12 protein-coding genes are annotated in these 15,588 nt (G+C 72.7%); 7 read left to right on the top strand and 5 right to left on the bottom strand.

Features of this window, described 5'->3' with window-relative positions:
• Positions 1-128: 128 nt before the first annotated feature.
• Both IO36_RS11560 and IO36_RS11555 read right to left on the bottom strand, forming a co-directional pair.
• A complete protein-coding gene (locus IO36_RS11560; protein ID WP_037619028.1) occupies positions 129-2,006 on the bottom strand; it encodes a glycoside hydrolase family 3 protein in 1,878 nt (625 codons plus the stop codon).
• Positions 2,007-2,478: 472 nt separating this feature from the next.
• Positions 2,479-3,390 (bottom strand): LysR family transcriptional regulator, encoded by a 912-nt coding sequence (locus IO36_RS11555; RefSeq protein ID WP_037619027.1) that lies wholly within the window; start codon positions 3,388-3,390, stop codon positions 2,479-2,481.
• 147 nt (positions 3,391-3,537) lie between these two features.
• Here IO36_RS11555 and IO36_RS11550 point away from each other — a divergent pair, with 147 nt between their 5' ends.
• From IO36_RS11550 to IO36_RS11535, 4 genes are all read left to right on the top strand, one after another.
• A complete protein-coding gene (locus IO36_RS11550; RefSeq protein ID WP_037619026.1) occupies positions 3,538-4,443 on the top strand; it encodes an EamA family transporter in 906 nt (301 codons plus the stop codon).
• Positions 4,444-4,447: 4 nt separating this feature from the next.
• On the top strand, positions 4,448-5,686 hold the full coding sequence (aroA, locus tag IO36_RS11545) for a 3-phosphoshikimate 1-carboxyvinyltransferase (protein WP_037619024.1): 1,239 nt from the start codon (positions 4,448-4,450) through the stop codon (positions 5,684-5,686).
• Positions 5,687-5,897: 211 nt separating this feature from the next.
• Positions 5,898-7,157 (top strand): Gfo/Idh/MocA family protein, encoded by a 1,260-nt coding sequence (locus IO36_RS11540; protein WP_037619020.1) that lies wholly within the window; start codon positions 5,898-5,900, stop codon positions 7,155-7,157.
• A gap of 75 nt (positions 7,158-7,232) precedes the next feature.
• Positions 7,233-7,955 carry a GNAT family N-acetyltransferase gene (locus IO36_RS11535; protein WP_078943124.1) on the top strand — a complete coding sequence of 241 codons (723 nt, stop codon included), beginning with the start codon at positions 7,233-7,235 and terminating at the stop codon, positions 7,953-7,955.
• A 51-nt stretch (positions 7,956-8,006) separates the two neighbouring features.
• On the opposite strand, the gene IO36_RS11530 is transcribed toward IO36_RS11535, so the two are convergent.
• The 3 genes from IO36_RS11530 to IO36_RS11520 form a co-directional block, all read right to left on the bottom strand.
• Positions 8,007-8,900: an MHYT domain-containing protein gene (locus IO36_RS11530; protein ID WP_051900317.1), complete on the bottom strand. Its 894-nt coding sequence runs from the start codon at positions 8,898-8,900 to the stop codon at positions 8,007-8,009.
• Positions 8,901-9,190: 290 nt separating this feature from the next.
• Entirely contained in the window at positions 9,191-10,126 is a 936-nt protein-coding gene (locus IO36_RS11525; RefSeq protein ID WP_037619018.1) for a bifunctional helix-turn-helix transcriptional regulator/GNAT family N-acetyltransferase, read from the bottom strand.
• A gap of 750 nt (positions 10,127-10,876) precedes the next feature.
• Positions 10,877-11,926, bottom strand: a complete 1,050-nt coding sequence (locus IO36_RS11520; RefSeq protein WP_037619015.1) for a LacI family DNA-binding transcriptional regulator — start codon at positions 11,924-11,926, stop codon at positions 10,877-10,879.
• Between the two features lie 298 nt (positions 11,927-12,224).
• Between IO36_RS11520 and IO36_RS11515 the strand changes: the two genes are divergently transcribed.
• From IO36_RS11515 to IO36_RS11505, 3 genes are read left to right on the top strand one after another with little or no spacing between them, the layout of a single operon-like run.
• Entirely contained in the window at positions 12,225-13,376 is a 1,152-nt protein-coding gene (locus tag IO36_RS11515) for a Gfo/Idh/MocA family protein (RefSeq protein ID WP_037619012.1), read from the top strand.
• Entirely contained in the window at positions 13,373-14,530 is a 1,158-nt protein-coding gene (locus IO36_RS11510) for a dihydrodipicolinate synthase family protein (protein ID WP_037619009.1), read from the top strand. The genes IO36_RS11515 and IO36_RS11510 overlap by 4 nt, the downstream gene beginning before the upstream one ends.
• Positions 14,527-15,357, top strand: a complete 831-nt coding sequence (locus IO36_RS11505) for a sugar phosphate isomerase/epimerase family protein (RefSeq protein WP_037619005.1) — start codon at positions 14,527-14,529, stop codon at positions 15,355-15,357. The genes IO36_RS11510 and IO36_RS11505 overlap by 4 nt, the downstream gene beginning before the upstream one ends.
• Positions 15,358-15,588 lie beyond the last annotated feature (231 nt).

The following is a 15,588-nucleotide window of genomic DNA, read 5'->3' as shown; positions in this document are numbered from 1 at the left end:
CGCCGGACCGGGGGCCGCGCCTGCCGTGTTCACACGGGCGGGCCGAGGGCCGGGCCTGCCGTGTTCACACGGCTGGGCCCGGCCCCGGGTTCGGTGCGATCGGGCGGACGGGGCTTTCGCAACACGCCCTAGTACCGCAGTCCGTACCCGATCGGATACAGCACCTGCGCCGGGTCGTCCGCCCGCTGGACCGGCACCGGCAGCCTGCCGCGCGGGTCCACCCGGCCGGCGATCACCCGGGCGGCGGCGCGCACTTCGACGTCGGTCCAGGAGTAGGAGGCCAGGAAGGCGCCCACCCCCGGGATCTGGGCGATGTCGTACGGGTTGCGGACGGCGACCGCGGTCACCGGGACACCGGTGGCCACCAGCCGTTCCACCAGGGTCTTCTGGGACCCCGCCGCCGTCAGGTTGTAGGTCAGGACGACCACCGCGTCGGCTCCGGCCGCCGCGGCGACCGCCCTGTCGATCGTGGCGGCCGACGGCGCCGTACCCGTCGACAGGGCCGTCGCCGTGAAGCCCAGCTCGCCCAGCGCGGCCGCGGCGACCGTCGTGGGCGGCCCGTCGGACAGCGACGGCGAGGCCGGGTCCGCGCCCACCACCAGCACCCTCGGGGTGCGCCGCCGGGACAGCGGGAGCTGCTTCTCCTTGTTGACCAGCAGCGTCGTCGTCCGCTCGGCGATCCGGTCGGCGGCCCTGAGGTGTTCCGGGATGCCGACCACCAGGTCGACCTCCGCGTCGGCGACGAACGGGTCGCTCAGCACCCCGTGTCGCGCCTTGAGCCGCAGGATGCGCAGGATCGACTCGTCCAGCCGGGCCTCGGTCAGCTCCCCGCCGCGCACCGCGTTCAGCACCGCGTTCCACGCGACGCCCAGGTCCGGCGGGTTGAGGAGCTGGTCGACACCGGCCTTCAGGGCGAGGACCGGCACGCGGTCGTCGCCGTACTTCGTCCGCACGCCCTCCATGCCGAGCGCGTCCGTCACGACGACGCCGTCGTAGCCGAGTTCGCCGCGCAGGATGCCGGTGAGGATCGGGTGGGAGAGGGTCGCCGGGTCGCCGGCCGGGTCGAGCGCGGGGACCATGATGTGCGCGGTCATGATCGAGTCGATCCCGGCGCGGATCGCCGCCCTGAACGGCACCGCGTCCAGCTCCGACCAGAGCTCGCGGCTGTGGGTGATGACGGGGAAGCCGAAGTGGCTGTCCACGGCGGTGTCGCCGTGGCCGGGGAAGTGCTTGGCCGTGGCCGCGACCCCCGAGCCCTGGTACCCCTTCACCTCGGCCGCCACCAGGTCCGCCACCGCCTGCGGGTCGGCGCCGAACGAGCGCACGCCGATCACCGGGTTGGCCGGGTTGACGTTCACGTCGGCGTCGGGGGAGTAGTCCTGGTTGATGCCGATCGCGCGCAGTTCGGCCCCGCTGATGCGGCCCACCGTCCGGGCGTCGGCCCGCGAACCGCCCGCTCCCAGCGCCATCGCGCCGGGGAACAGCGTCGCGGGCTTGCCCACCCGGGCCACTATCCCGTGTTCCTGGTCGGTGGAGATCAGCACCGGCAGACCGCGCGGCTGGTCCAGCGAGGCCCGCTGGATGCCGTTCGACAGTGCGGCGATCTGGTGCGGGTCGCGGGTGTTGTGCGCCCAGGCGAAGTAGATGATGCCGCCGACGCGGTACTTGGCGATCAGCTCGGCGGCCGTGCGGACGCCGATCTCCTTGAGATTGGCGTCGATGTCGGCCTGGTCGGGTGCGGTGGCCGAATGGCCGTACACCCGCATGACGAACAGCTGGCCGACCTTCTCCTCCAGTGTCATACGGGAGATGAGGGCGCGCAGGGCCTTGTCGGAGCCCGGGTGGGTGGGGGGCGCCTCCGCCGCGTGGGCGCGGGGGCCTGCGGCCAGGGCGGCGGTGATGCCCGCGGTGGCGGCGAGGACCGTACGCCGGGAGGGGCTTGACGGTCTGTCCGGGTCGCTCGGCCCGGACGGTCTTGCGGTGCTTCCCGTGCTGGAGTCGCGCACAAGCGCTCCTTCCCTCGTGAAGGAAACTTCCGAGGAGCCACGATTATCCGGGAAGTTTCTTCCAGTCAAGGGTGTGCACAGGGCGCGCCGGGTCGGGCGGGTCCGGTCCGGTGGGTGGGTCGGGGCCGAGCCGGTGCATCAGCCCGTCGCCGTCGGACAGAGATGTGGACGTTAGTGGCGACGGGCATCGATGTACCGGCACGTCCCCTCACGTGCGTCGCCGGGTACCGCTGAATCGTGGCTGAGGTCCAGCGCCCGGCCCCGGCAGCCTTCCAGTCCCGGCCGGGGAAACCTTCCAGTCCCGGCCAGGGAAACTCTCCAGCCCCGCCCCGGCGACCTTCCGGTCCCGGCCGGGGAAAGTTCAGCCCCTCCGGCGTTTGAGGAGCGGGGGGGGCCGGGGCGGAGCCCCTGGGTACGGGTTGGGTAGGGGCGGAGGGGGCGAGGAAAGGCTGTTGGGGCCGGAAGGCTGAGGTCAGGGGTGGGTCGAGACTGTGGGCCAGTGGGACTGGAGGGTGCGGACCGTTTCGGCGATCGCCGGGCGCCGGGCCGCACCCGCACGCCACAGCGCGTACAGCCGACGGACCGGCAGCGGGTCGAGGGGCACCTCCACCACCCCTTCGGGGAGGGCGCCCCGGCCGAGCCGCGGAATCAGGGCGACCCCGAGACCGGCGGCCACGAGGGCGATGAGGGTCGGATTCTCCTCGGCCTGGTGCACGATGTCCGGCTCGCTCCCCGCCGCCCGCAGCGTCCGCACCAGCCAGTCGTGGCAGACCCGCCCCGGCGGCTGGCAGATCCACCGCTGGCCGCCCAGGTCCTCCCGCCGTACCGACGCCCGCCCGGCGAAGGGATGTCCGGCCGGGACGAGCAGATCGCACAGGTCGTCCCCGATCACCGCCTGCTCCACCCCCGGCGGGGCGGGCAGTGGCGAGATGTCCCAGTCGTGCGCCACCGCCAGGTCCACCGCACCCCGGGCGACCAGGTCGACCGACAGATGCGGGTCGACCTCCGTCAGCCGGGTGTCCAGGGCCGGGTGACGGGTGGCCAGATCGGCCAGGACCGCGGGCAGCAGGCCACGGGCCGCCGAGGCGAACGCGGCCACCGTCAGCCGCCCCGCCGGCATCCCCCGGCGCTCCTCCAGCTCGGTCTCGGCCCGCTCCACGATCGCCAGCAACTCCTGTGCCGTGCCGGCGAGTTGCTCGGCCTGCTCGGTGAGCCGGACCCCGCGTCCGCGCCGCTCCAACAGCACGGTCCTGGTCTCCCGCTCCAGCTTCGCGATCTGCTGGGACACCGCGGACGGCGTGTAGCCGAGCGCGGCCGCGGCGGCGCCGACGGTGCCGTGCACCGACACCGCGTGCAGGGCACGCAGCCGTTGGAGATCGAGCATGGACGCCTCCCGGTCCTTGACGGGCCGCCGACCGGTGCCTCCCGGACCCCGGCTCGGCCGCACTCCAGTTTACGTAAGCATCGCTTCATCCATCCATGCAGACATTCGCGCTGGTGCTACATGGTGGTGGCATCCGATGCTCGACGCATGCGACCCGCACACATCAGCCTCGCCGTCCTCGTCGCCGCCGTCTGGGGCGTGAACTTCACCGTCATCGAGATCGGACTCGACCACTTCCCGCCCCTCCTCTTCTCGGCCCTGCGCTTCCTGGTGGCGGCCGTGCCCGCCGTGTTCTTCGTCGGCCGTCCCAAGGTGGCGTGGAAGTGGATCGTGGCGGTCGGGCTCGTCCTCGGCGTCGCGAAGTTCGGGCTGCTGTTCATCGGCATGGACGCGGGAATGCCCGCCGGACTGTCCTCCCTGGTCCTGCAGATCCAGGCTGTCTTCACCGCCGTCCTCGCCTTCGCCCTCCTCGGCGAGCGCCCCGGCCGCGTCCGGCTCTGCGGCATGGCGGTGGCCCTCGCCGGTGTGGGTGTGGCCGCCGTCGACGAGGGCACCTCCGGCCCCCTCGGCGCCTTCGCCCTGGTCATCACGGCGGCGGCCTGCTGGGGACTGTCCAACGTGTTCACCCGCAAGGCGTCCCCGCCCGACCCGCTGAACTTCATGGTGTGGGTGAGCACCGTCCCCGTCCTGCCGCTGCTCGGCCTCTCCCTCCTCACCGAGGGACCCTCCCGCGACCTCGCCGCGCTGAGGGACCTGGACTGGCAGGGCGCCGGAGTCGTCGTCTATGTCGCCTGGATCACCACCGTCTTCGGCTTCGGAGCCTGGGGCTGGCTGCTGCACCGGCACCCCGCGTCCACCGTCGCGCCCTTCTCGCTGCTCGTCCCGGTCTTCGGGATGTCCTCGGCGGCGCTGTTCCTGCACGAGGGCGTCTCCCCGCTGCGCTGGGCGGCGGCCGCCCTGCTCGTCGGCGGGGTGGCGCTCACCTCGCGCACGCCACGCGTCGTCCAGTCGGCGGACGTTCCAGCGCCGGAGCGGGCCGGGGCGCCAGCATGACCCCATGGCCGTCGTCGACATCCCCGGTTCCAAGTCCATCACCGCCCGCGCGCTCTTCCTCGCCGCGGCCGCGGACGGCGTCACCCGCCTCGTCCGCCCGCTCCGCTCGGACGACACCGAGGGCTTCGCGGAGGGCCTGACCCGGCTCGGCTACCGCGTCGGCCGGACCCCGGACAGCTGGCACATCGACGGCCGCCCGGAGGGTCCGGCGGCGGACCGGGCCGACGTGTACTGCCGCGACGGCGCCACCACGGCCCGCTTCCTGCCCACCCTCGCCGCGGCCGGCCACGGCACCTACCGCTTCGACGCCTCCGCCCAGATGCGCCGCCGGCCGCTCGGACCCCTGTCACGGGCACTGCGCGACCTGGGCGTGGACCTCCGGCACGAGGAGGCGGAGGGCCACCACCCGCTGAGCATCACGGCGTCCGGGGTGGAGGGCGGCACCGTCACCCTCGACGCCGGCCAGTCCTCCCAGTACCTCACCGCCCTGCTCCTGCTCGGCCCGCTGACCCGCACCGGCCTGCGCATCGAGGTCACCGACCTGGTCTCCGCCCCGTACATCGGCATCACCCTGGCGATGATGCGCGCCTTCGGGGCGGAGGTGACGGTGGACGGGGATGTCTTCGAGGTGGCGCCCGGCGGCTACCGGGCCACCACGTACCCCGTCGAGCCCGACGCCTCCACCGCGAGCTACTTCTTCGCGGCGGCCGCCCTGACCGGCCGCGAGGTCACCGTCCACGGCCTCGGCGCGGGGGCGCTCCAGGGCGACCTCGGCTTCGTCGACGTCCTTCGCCGCATGGGCGCGCACGTGGAGACCGGGCCCGACCGCACGACCGTGCGGGGCAACGGCGAACTGCGCGGTCTGACCGTCAACATGCGGGACATCTCCGACACCATGCCGACGCTCGCCGCGATCGCGCCCTTCGCCTCCGGACCCGTCCGCATCGAGGACGTCGCCAACACCCGGGTCAAGGAGTGCGACCGGCTGGAGGCCTGCGCGCAGAACCTCAGGGCGCTCGGCGTCCGCGTGGAGACCGGTCCGGACTGGATCGAGATCCACCCGGGCGTCCCGGCCGCCGCCGAGATCAGGACCCACGGCGACCACCGCATCGTGATGGCCTTCGCGGTGACCTCGCTGCGCGTCCCGGGCATCGGCTTCGACGACCCCGGCTGCGTCCGCAAGACGTTCCCCGCCTTCCACGAGGTGTTCGGGGCCTGGGCCGCGGCCGGAGAGGACCGCTGAGCGGGCTCGGAGACAGCCCTCGGCGGGCACGGAGGCAGGCCTGAGCGGGTGCGGAGGCAGCCGCGATCGGGCATGGAGACAGCCGCCCGGTCCCCGCCGCCGGGCTGTGGGGTGAGCGCCGCCGCGGTCTTGTCGGGGAGATCGGGGACGGATAGTTTCCGGACGGACGGCGCCAACCGCGCCTGCTACCCGACTGGGAAAGCGGTCCACGATGCACTCCGTCGCCCCCGTAGTCACACTCGCCGTCGTCGGTGCCGGGGACCGGGGCACCGGTCACGCCCGCTGGGCCCTCGACCATCCGGGACGCGCCCGGGTGGTGGCCGTCGCCGAACCCCGCCGGACCCGGCGCGAGCGCCTCGCGGCCGCCCACGGGGTGGAACCGGACGCCGCGGTGGACGACTGGCGGGTGCTGGCCGCCCGTGGCCGGATCGCCGACGCCGTACTGATCTGCACCCTCGACCGCGACCACCTGGAACCCGTCCTGGAGTTCGCGGCCCTCGGCTACCACATCCTGCTCGAGAAGCCGATGGCCCTCACCGAGGACGAGTGCCGGCGGATCGTCGACGCGGTGGAGAAGGCCGGGGTGATCCTCTCGGTCGGACATGTCCTGCGCTACACCCGGTACACCCGCGCCGTGAAGGAGGCCGTGGACTCCGGCCGGCTCGGTGACGTCGTCAACGTCCAGCACCTGGAGCCGGTTGGTTTCTGGCACCAGGCCCACTCCTTCGTACGGGGCAACTGGGGCCGCACGGAACGGGCCACGACCATGCTGATGGCCAAGTCCTGCCACGACATCGACTGGTTGCAGTACGTCCTCGGCCAACCCCCCGTCCGCGTCTCCAGTTTCGGACGCCTTTCGCACTTCCGGCCCGAGAACAGGCCCGAGGGCGCCGCCGACCGCTGTCTCGACTGCGCCGTGGAGCACACCTGCCCCTACTCCGCCCGGCGCGAGTACGGCGACCGGCTCGCCCGCGGCGACCACCGCTGGCCGCTGAGCGTGGTCGTCGACGACTTCACCCCCGAGGCCCTGGAGACCGCCCTGCGCGAAGGCCCCTACGGGCGCTGCGTGTACGCCTGCGACAACGACGTGGTCGACCACCAGGTGGTGTCGATGGAGTTCGCCTCCGGGGCCACCGCCACCTTCACCATGACCGCCTTCACCGAACAGGCCGACCGCCGTACCCGGATCTTCGGGACCCGCGGCGAACTGCGCGGCGACGGAGAGAGCCTGAGCGTCTACGACTTCCTGACCCGGACCGAGGAGGCCGTCGACCTGGACACCGTGGGCGCCATGGACGCGGCGGGCGGCCACGGCGGGGGCGACGCCGGCCTGATGGACGCCTTCGTCGGCGCCGTCGCCACCGGCAACGCCGGCCTCGTGAAGTCCGGTCCCCGGGAGTCCCTCGCCAGCCATCTCACCGTCCTGGCCGCCGAACGCGCCCGGCTCGCCGGCACCGTCGAGGACGTATAACCGCTGGACACCCGCCGCCCGGGCCGCGTAGGAATCGCAGCGGACACGACCGGATCGGCGAAAGGACGCGGGGCGTTGGGATTCCAGTTGGAGGGGCCGGTCCTCGAAGGCGCGCTGGTACGGCTGGAGCCGCTCGGCCACCGGCACGCGGCCGACCTGGCCGAGGCGGCGGAGGAGCACCGGGACTCGTACGCGTTCACCTGGGTGCCCCGGGCGCACGAGGTCGCGGACTACGTCGACGCGCAGCTCGCCCGTGCCGCGACGGGCATGCTCGCGCCCTACGCGCAGATCTCCCTCGCCTCCGGGCGGGCGGTCGGCGCCACCTCGTACTGGGAGCCGCGGAGCTGGCGGTCGGACGACCGGCTCGACGCCGTCGAGGTCGGCTTCACCTGGCTCGCGTCCTCGGCCCAGGGCACCGGACTGAACGCCGAGTCCAAGCTCCTGCTCTTCGGGCACGCCTTCGAGGAGTGGGGCGTGGCACGCGTGGATCTGAAGACCGACGCCCGCAACGCCCGCTCCCGCGCGGCGATCGCTGCCACCGGTGCCCGTCTGGAGGGCGTGCTGCGCAACTGGTCGCGCTCCTGGGCCCCGGGCGAGGAGGGCCTGCTGCGCGACTCCGCGATCTTCTCGGTGACGGCGGGGGAGTGGCCCGAGTGCAGGGAGCGGCTGGCCGCGCGGGTGGCGGGGGCTATGGCCCGGGGGGCCGAAGCTGGGAAGGGGGCGGCAGCTGGAGCTGGAGCTGGAGCTGGAGCTGGGGATGAGGCGGGAGCTGGGGCGGTGGGGGCCGTTTTGGGGTGAGGGTGTGGGGGCGCGCCGTCCTCGGCCGGCGTGAGGACGGCGCGGCGCGGCTCAGTGTCCGCGCGGACCCGCGTGCCGGCCCACCGGCTGGTCCCGGGGCTCGAAGAGCGAGGCGGTCTGCGGGGGCTGCGCGGGCCGCTCCGGCACACCCGCCGTGTTCCGGCGCCGGCGCGGGGTGGCCCGGCTCCAGTCCCCGTCGCCCAGCACGAGCTGCGGGTCGAACATCACCACGACCCCGGACAGGATCAGGAAGACCACCGGTCCGATGAGCAGCGGCAGCAGGATCGAGGCCGGTGAGCTGTTGCCGTACAACCCGCTCATGTACGAGGCGTCGGTCGCTCCGCGCAGATGCACGGACAGGGCGGCCATGCCCGTGTAGTGGGTTCCGGTCAGGGCGACGCCCATGAGGAGACTGGCGCCGAGGGCGGCCGGGAAACCCCGGTAGGAGGCGGCCGTCCACAGTGCCGCGGTCGCGGCGGTGACGGCCAGCACCACGGAGGCCACGACCATCAGCGAGTCGTACTTCAGGGTCCCGTTCAGCTCCAGCGCGGCCATTCCGGTGTAGTGCGTGCCCACCACGGCGAGCCCGGTGAGGACGCCCGCCGCGGTCAGCGTGACCGGGGTGGCTCCGCGGTATCCCACGGCGAAGTCGCCGACGCCCGCCGTCACGATCGCCATCGCGAGGCTCAATGAGGTCAGACGGAGGTCGTAGTCGATCGGGATCCCCTGGATCCGGAAGCCGACCATCGCGACGAAGTGCATGGTCCAGATGCCGCAGCCGATGGTCGCCGCGCCCAGTGCCAGCCAACCGGGCTTCCACGACTGGCGGTTGTGCAGAGATCGGACGACGCAGCGCAGCCCCAGGGCGCTGCTCACACCGGCGGCGAGGTAGGAGGCCGCCGGAGTCACCGCCCCGTACGCGAAGCCGTCAACGGTGCCTTGCATATATGCCAACTCCCCCTGGGAACGGGTTACTTGGATGAGTAACGTCCCGCACTCAGGTTGCGTGAGCGGTTCCCTCCGGTTGGTATTTGAGTTAACTCTGCGATGCGGCTTCGTTCAGCGCGCGGACGGATTGTCCGGACTCCGGACAGGCGGACGTCTGTTCGGGCTCTGAGCGGTGTCGGGGTGGGGTGGGTGGTGCGGGTGGGGTGGGTGGTGCGGGTGGTGCGGATGGTGGGGGTGGCGGTCTGGGGGTGGTGAGGGCAGTGGGGGCGTGGTGGGGTGTGGGTGTGTCAGTCACGGGTGGCGCGCAGGTCCAGGCGCCAGTCCTGGCCCGTCAGGTCGGCGCCGAAGGACCGGTGCGGTTTCTCGGCGACCAGGACGAAGCCGTGGCGCTGGTAGATGCGCCGGGCGGCGGACAGGACGTCGTTCGTCCACAGGACGAGGTCGTGGTACCCGACGCCGCGGGCGAACTCGACCACGGCCCCGACGAGGCGGTCGCCGATGCCCAGGCCGCGGGTATCCGGCTCGACGAGCAGCAGGCGCAGGCGGGCGGTGCCGGGGGCGTCGTCGCGTACGCACATCACGCAGCCGGCGGGGCGGCCGTCGAGTTCGGCGATCCACACCCGCTCCAGGTGGGGGTCGTGGTCCTCGGCGAAGTCGGCGACGATCCGGGCGACCAGGCCCTCGTAGTCGGCGTTCCAGCCGTACTCGGCCGCGTACAGGGCCGCGTTGCGCTGCACGATCCAGCCGAGGTCGCCGGGGCCCGGCTCGCGGAGGAGGACGTCCTCGGGGCGGGGTCCGGTGCGGGCGCCGCCCAGGAGGGTGCGGACCGTGTGCATCGCCTCGGCGAGGCGGGGCCGGTCGGCGGGCGGCACGGTCGCGAGGAGCGTGCCGACCGTCTGGCGTGCCCGCTCGTCGAGGAGGGCGGCGGCTTCGCGGCCGGGGGTGGTGAGGGTGATCCGGCGGCGGCGGGGGTCCCTGTCGGAGGTGGTGCGCTCCACCAGGCCGTCCTGCTCGAACTTGTTCAGGATGCGGCTCAGGTAGCCCGAGTCCAGGGAGAGTTCGGTGCGGAGGTCGGCGGCGTCGGCTTCGGGGGTGTGCGCGAGTTCGTAGAGGACGCGGGATTCGGTGAGGGTGTAGGGGGCGTAGAGGTGGCGGCCGTAGTCGAGGGCGCCGATGACGTTCGTGTAGAAGCGGTTGAAGGAGCGGATGTCCTGGACGGTCATGGTCGGCCCCTGAGGTCGGCTGTCTGACTCAGTCAGAGATACCGCTTCGAGCATAGAACCCGCGAGGCCCTCACGCCTACGGTTCGGGTCCGGTGGGTGGGTCGGGGCCGCGCCGGTACATCAGCCCGTCGCCGTCGGACGGAGACGTGGACGTTAGTGGCGACGGGCATCGATGAACCGGCCCGTCCCCTCCCGCCGAATCCCGGCGAGCGGGCGCGTGACGGCTCGGGTTCAGTCCCTCACGCGCGCGACTCTGACCCCTACTGGCCACTTTCCGGCTGCTGGGGAGTCCGAGGAACGCGGTCCGACGCGGGCCCCAGACGTGATCGTCCTTCGCCCCGCCTTTCACGTGCGGGACCTGTCCCAGCTGCACGCAGCCCGCCTTTCGGGAGCGGGGGAGGAAATCAGCCCCTCCGGCGCTTGAGGAGCGGGGTCCGGGGCGGAGCCCCAGGGGGTGCCTTCTCCCCGGCTCACCTTTCGGGTGCGGGACCTGTTCCAGCTCCCTGGTCAGGGGAGAACTTCAGCCCCTCCGGCGTTTGAGGAGCGGGGGTCCGGGGGCGGAGCCCCTGGTTAGGGGTTGGGTAGGGGCGGAGGGGGCGAAAGAAGCTTGTGCGGTGGGTAATGAACCCCGGGTCCTTTCGCGGAGTTGGGGTACCTGGGGCCCCGGCGCCGGGTGAGTCGAGCAAGGGGCCCGACCCCGGGTGTCCTGAACACCCCGGGACGGGAGAACGGCGGGCCGGGAAGGAGAGGTCACCCCCGGGGAACCCCGGTCGACCCCCGCACCATCAACTCCCCCCGCACCGTAGCGATCCCCCCAGGCGGCGGCTCCTCCCGCCCCATCGCGATCCGCCCGGCCCGCGCCCCCGCCTCGGAGAGAGGCAACCGCACGGTGGTCAGCGCCGGCACCGCGTCCACGCTGAACGGCAGATCGTCGAAGCCGGCCACGGACACGTCCCCGGGGATCCGCAGCCCGGAATCCCGCAGAGCGGCACACGCGCCGAGCGCGACGGTGTCGTTCGCGGCCACGACGGCCGTCAACGACGGGTCGCGGCGCAGGAGTTCGAGTGTCGCCTCGTAACCGGACCGGCGGTCGTAGCGGCCGTGCACGGTGCGCCGGGGGTCGTCCTCGACGCCGTGGGCGTCGAGCGCCGCCCGGTGGCCCTCCAGGCGGTGGCGGGTCGTCGTGCGTTCCTCGGGACCCGCGATGTACCCGAGCCGCCGGTGCCCGAGCCCGATCAGATGCTCGGTGAGCTGCCGGCCGCCGCCGCGGTTGTCGAAGGTGAGCGCGATCGCGTCGGGCGCCTCCGGCGCGGGCGGCCGGCCGCACAGCACGACCCGGGTGCCCGCCTCGTGGAGCTTGCGCAGCTTGGCGGCGACGGCGCCCGCGTGCGCCGTGTCCTCGATGGCACCGCCGGTGAGCACGACCGCGGCGGCGCGCTGGCGCTGCAGCAGTGTGAGATAGGTGAGTTCGCGCTCCGGCGAGCCGCCGGTGTTGCAGACGACCCCGAGCCGTTCCCCGCCCGCGCGCCCCCCGGGCCCGCCGATCTCCGACTGGATGGCCGCCGCCATGATCCCGAAGAACGGGTCGGCGATGTCGTTGACCAGGATGCCGACGAGGTCGGAGGTGGCCGCGGCCAGCGAACTCGCCGGTCCGTTCAGCACGTAGTCCAGCTCGTCCACCGCGCGCAGTACCCGCTCGCGGGTGGAGGAGGCCACCGGGTAGTTCCCGTTCAGTACGCGCGACACCGTCGCGGGAGAGACCTGCGCGCGGGCCGCCACATCCGCCAGGGTCACCGTCATCTCGTCGTCCTCCGGTCGCGCCTTGTCGTACCACTGCGTACGTCGTCGTGCCTGGTGATGTCTCGTCGTACGGCGTCGAACACGGAGTAGAAGGCCGGGTGCGCCGCTTCCTGTGGGCAGGGTTCGTGCAGACCATACGGCCATCGGCCCCCGTTGTTCGCCCCCTCGAACAACTCGTCTTCGCGGTGGTCTTGTCCATACCGCTGCACAGAGGCTAGCTTCTTCTTGCATAGAAAGCGCTTGCTGTCACGTTCACCTGGAAGCGTGCGCGGCGCCCGAGGCGTACGGAGGGACAGACGTGACACGCAAGACGGTGCGGATCGCCATGAACGGCGTGACGGGACGCATGGGCCACCGCCAGCACCTCGTCCGCTCGATACTCGCCCTGCGCGACCAGGGCGGCCTCGATCTCGGCGACGGCACCGTGCTGTGGCCCGAACCCGTCCTGGTGGGCCGTCGCGAGGACGCCCTGAAGGCGCTCGCCGAGCGGCACGGTCTCGCGCACTGGTCGACCGACCTGGACGCGGTGCTCGCCGATCCGTCCGTCGACCTCTACTTCGACGCCCAGGTGACCTCCGCCCGGGAGGAGGCCCTCGGGAAGGCGATCGCGGCGGGAAAGCACGTCTACACCGAGAAGCCGACCGCCACCGGGTTCGACGGGGCGCTCTCGCTGGCCCGTCTCGCGCACGCCGCCGGCGTCAAGCACGGTGTCGTCCAGGACAAGCTCTTCCTCCCCGGCCTGCTCAAGCTGAAGCGCCTGGTCGACGGCGGCTTCTTCGGCCGGATCCTGTCCGTGCGCGGCGAGTTCGGCTACTGGGTCTTCGAGGGCGACTGGCAGAGCGCCCAGCGTCCCTCCTGGAACTACCGCGCCGAGGACGGCGGCGGCATCGTCGTCGACATGTTCCCGCACTGGGAGTACGTCCTGCACGAACTCTTCGGCCGGGTCACCTCCGTACAGGCCCTCACCGCCACCCACGTCCCGCAGCGCTGGGACGAGCGCGGCAAGCCCTACGACGCCACGGCCGACGACGCCGCCTACGGGATCTTCGAGCTGGAGGGCGGCGCGGTCGCCCAGATCAACTCCTCCTGGGCCGTGCGCGTCCACCGTGACGAGCTCGTGGAGTTCCAGGTTGACGGCACGGAGGGGTCGGCCGTCGCCGGACTGCGCGACTGCCGGGTCCAGCACCGCGGTTCCACCCCCAAGCCGGTCTGGAACCCGGACGTCCCGGCCGACTACTCCTTCCGCGACCAGTGGCAGGAGGTTCCCGACAACACCGAGTTCGACAACGGCTTCAAGGCCCAGTGGGAGCTGTTCCTGCGGCACGTCTACGCCGACGCCCCCTACCGCTGGGACCTCCTCGCCGGCGCCCGCGGCGTCCAGCTAGCCGAACTGGGCCTGAGATCCTCGGCCGAGGGCCGCCGCCTCGACGTCCCGGAGATCGCGCTGTGAGCATCCGACTCCCTGACGGGGAAGGGCGGTTGCGGACCTACGAGCCGCGTACCAAACCCCTCGCCCCGCACCCTGCGGGCGGGCCTCTTCTCTCCCGTACGGTCTTCGCCGCCGCCCATGTCGTCGCCGATCCGTACGCGGACGTCTCGCCCGACGATCCCGCCGCCGTCGACTGGGGCGCCACCCTCGCCTTCCGGCGCCATCTGTGGGCGCACGGCCTCGGGGTCGCCGAGGCGATGGACACCTCCCAGCGGGGGATGGGCCTGGACTGGGCCGGGGCCGCAGAACTGATCCGCAGATCGGCCGCCGAGGCCAGGGCCGTCGGCGGCCGGATCGCCTGCGGAGCCGGCACGGACCAGCTCACCGGCCCCGCCGCGCTCGCCGATGTGCGGGCCGCCTACGAGGAACAGCTCGCCCTCGTCGAGGAGTCGGGCGCGCGGCCGGTCCTCATGGCCTCCCGCGCCCTCGCCCGGACCGCCACCGGACCCGAGGACTACCTGGACGTCTACGGCCATCTGCTGCGCCAGGCCGCCGGCCCGGTGATCCTGCACTGGCTGGGCCCGATGTTCGACCCGGCCCTGGAGGGCTACTGGGGATCGGAAGATCTGGACGCGGCGACGGAGGTTTTCCTCGAGGTGATCGCCGCCCGCCCGGACAAGGTCGACGGGGTCAAGGTCTCCCTGCTGGACGCCGGGCGGGAGATCGCCCTGCGCCGCCGCCTCCCGGACGGCGTCCGCTGCTACACCGGGGACGACTTCCACTACCCCGAGCTGATCGCCGGCGACGAGCACGGCTCCAGCGACGCACTGCTCGGCGTCTTCGACCCGCTCGCCCCCCTCGCCGCCGGGGCCGTACGCGTTCTGGACACCGGCGACGCGAAGGGTTTCCGTGAACTCCTCGACCCCACCGTCGAACTGGCCCGCCACCTCTTCCGGCCGCCGACGCGCTTCTACAAGACGGGGGTCGTCCTGCTGGCCTGGCTCGCGGGCCACCAGGAGCACTTCGTGATGGTGGGCGGCCTGCAGTCGGCCCGTTCCCTGCCGCACCTCGCCCGTGCCTACGAACTCGCCGACGGGCTGGGCCTGTTCCCCGATCCGGAACGCGCCGAGACCCGGATGAAGACCCTGCTCGCCCTCCACGGAGTGTCCTCATGACCGGCCTCGCCCGTCTCTCCGTCAACCAGATGACGGTCAAACAGCTGTCGATCCCCGAACTGGTCGAGGGCTGCCTCGAACTGGGTGTCCCGGGAGTCGGCCTGTGGCGCGAACCCGTACGGGAGTACGGCCTGGACGCCACCGCTCGACTCGTCCGGGAGGCGGGTCTCGCGGTCACCACCCTGTGCCGGGGCGGTTTCCTCACCGCACTGGACCCGCCGGAGCGGGCGCGCGCGCTCGACGACAACCGGGCCGCCGTCGACGAGGCCGCGGCCCTCGGCACCGACACGCTCGTCCTGGTCTCCGGCGGTCTGCCGCCGGGCTCGAAGGACCTCCACGGCGCCCGCGAGCGCGTCGCCGACGCGCTCGGCGAACTCGGCCCCTACGCCGCCTCCCGCGGGGTGCGACTCGCCGTCGAACCGCTCCACCCCATGTACGCGGCCGACCGCTGCGTGGTCTCCACCCTCGCGCAGGCCCTCGACCTCGCGGAACGCTTCCCCGCCGAGCAGGTCGGCGTCACCGTCGACACCTACCACCTGTGGTGGGACGACACGGCGCCCGACCAGATCGCCCGCGCCGGGGCGGGGGGCCGTATCCACAGCTTCCAGCTCGCCGACTGGACCACCCCTCTTCCGGAGGGCGTCCTCGTCGGCCGCGGCCAGCTCGGGGACGGCTCGGTCGACCTCCGTCTGTGGCGCGGCCTGGTCGAGGCGGCCGGGTACACCGGACCCGTCGAGGTCGAACTCTTCAACGAGGGGCTGTGGGCCAGGGACGGCCGCGAGGTGCTGGCGGAGACCGCGGAACGGTTCCTGAAGTACGCGGGTTAGCGTTCCGGATCCCCGGCGAAGGCGGCCCGGGACCCGTCGGAACGAGGCCGGATCCATTCCCGACAGGGCCCGGACCAGCGGTGATCCGCTCCCGCGCGGCCCCCGGAAAAAATCTTCGGAAGTTCGTGCAACCCTTCCGGGCACTCGCGGGTCGTACGTGGCATCAGGACCTTTGGAGGGGGATCCGGGGGGATCGCGGGGGTTCTGATGAGGGTGGGGAAACCGAGGGGC

It is taken from the genome of Streptomyces aureus (assembly GCF_000725495.1).
GTDB classification, from domain to species: domain Bacteria; phylum Actinomycetota; class Actinomycetes; order Streptomycetales; family Streptomycetaceae; genus Streptomyces; species Streptomyces aureus_B.
This window is presented reverse-complemented; position numbering and strand designations above follow the sequence as displayed.